General features: G+C 38.5%; 2 protein-coding genes. Both read left to right on the forward strand.

What is annotated here, in order from left to right; genetic code table 11:
- On the forward strand, positions 1-232 hold a 232-nt coding region (locus D328_RS0128080), incomplete at its 5' end, for a hypothetical protein (RefSeq protein WP_233426251.1).
- Between the two features lie 141 nt (positions 233-373).
- On the forward strand, positions 374-682 hold the full coding sequence (locus tag D328_RS0128085; protein WP_018888337.1) for a DUF6809 family protein: 309 nt from the start codon (positions 374-376) through the stop codon (positions 680-682).
- Positions 683-1,405 lie beyond the last annotated feature (723 nt).

Consider the following 1,405-nt stretch of genomic DNA (forward strand, 5'->3'; position numbering starts at 1 on the left):
TTTTTGTCCTGACAATAATATATTATTGTCAGGACAAAAAAGAGGTGAAGCGATGTCCTCTAAAAAGATGGGACGTCCTCCATCTGACAAACCTAAAAGCAAAACGATTGAGATACGTGTCGATCAGGAAACTTTGAGCAAGCTTGATGCTTCTGCCGAAAAGCTGAACACGTCACGTTCTACAATTGACCGCAAAGGGATTGAAAAGGTGTATGACGAGCTCCAAAAATAAAAAAGGAAGCAGCATGAGTCCCACCAAGAACACCGCTACTTCCTATCCTGCAACCGTTTAAATAAGCAGACTGCATAAATATCCTACCATGTGGAGGAATCTCATTCAAGCGATGCGGTAATAAGCAATGGGAGGATGAACATGAAAATCATTTTGGAAGCTCTGTATCGCGGTCTAATTCACCCCGACGAGGTAATTGTTCCATCTCAGCCAGAACACCGTTCTGTAAGCCGTCAAGTAGTAGCACAGACGGAGCAATGGCGCAAGCGATTAGGGGAGGAAACGTTTCGCGAGTTGGAGGAATATTCTGACCTCTGCGACAGCGTAAATAGTATGCATGTGGAAGCTGCTTTTCTGCATGGTTTCAGGCTGGGAGCGAACTTACTCATTGAGGTGGGGAGAGATCGGGAGAAGTTGGTTTCGAGTGCAGCTTCGGAGATGTCATTATAATAACAATAGAGAATATTAATGGTTATAAATTCACATGAAATAATTTATTGCTATCATTGAGTTAAAGTGAAAACAAGGAGTATGCTCAAGCAATTGCGAGAGAAATGTTGATGCATAGCGACTAATAATAATTTGACTATTAGGACCGAATACACTCAGTCCATCTAAATAAAAGATGGTAACGCTGAAGGATGAAGTTGCTATTTGTATATGGTCACGTCTAGTTGATTTTGTCATTTATCACTTCGTAACAAGTTATCGTTGATTGATATAAATATCAATATGAATGGTTTGAAATTATTGGGGATGAAATTCCAGATTACTGGTATTTTAACTTTATTGGGAAACCCGAAAAGGGCAAATTGCTACTATTATGGGTTACAAAGAGATCGTACTTGATTATAATCACCATTTCGGACTCATGGAAAGAGAGAAGATTCATTTAGATATATTTTATGCGATGAAAGATAAAGTTGATCGTTAAAAACTATATAAGCATGGTCATTGACATATAAATATATTGTCTAAGTATATCTAACCACATGTGATTTAAATAACTCCATGTGGTTTTTGTTTTTTAAAATATGAGCTGTAGATAATATAGGTACTCACTGACGAAGGCGAGAAAAATATTGAGGACATTGAAGTCGGAGATCAGGTTCTTGCCAAGGATGAGAGTGATCCAGAGGGAGATTTAGGTTACAAGGAAGTCACCGCTTTATA

Origin of the sequence: Paenibacillus massiliensis 2301065 = DSM 16942, assembly GCF_000377505.1 — a bacterium.
GTDB classification, from domain to species: Bacteria; Bacillota; Bacilli; order Paenibacillales; family Paenibacillaceae; genus Paenibacillus; species Paenibacillus massiliensis.

Excerpts from the sequence above, each read along its gene's own strand:
- D328_RS0128085 (WP_018888337.1), top strand. The coding sequence starts at position 374 with ATGAAAATCATTTTGGAAGCTCTGTATCGCGGTCTAATTCACCCCGAC.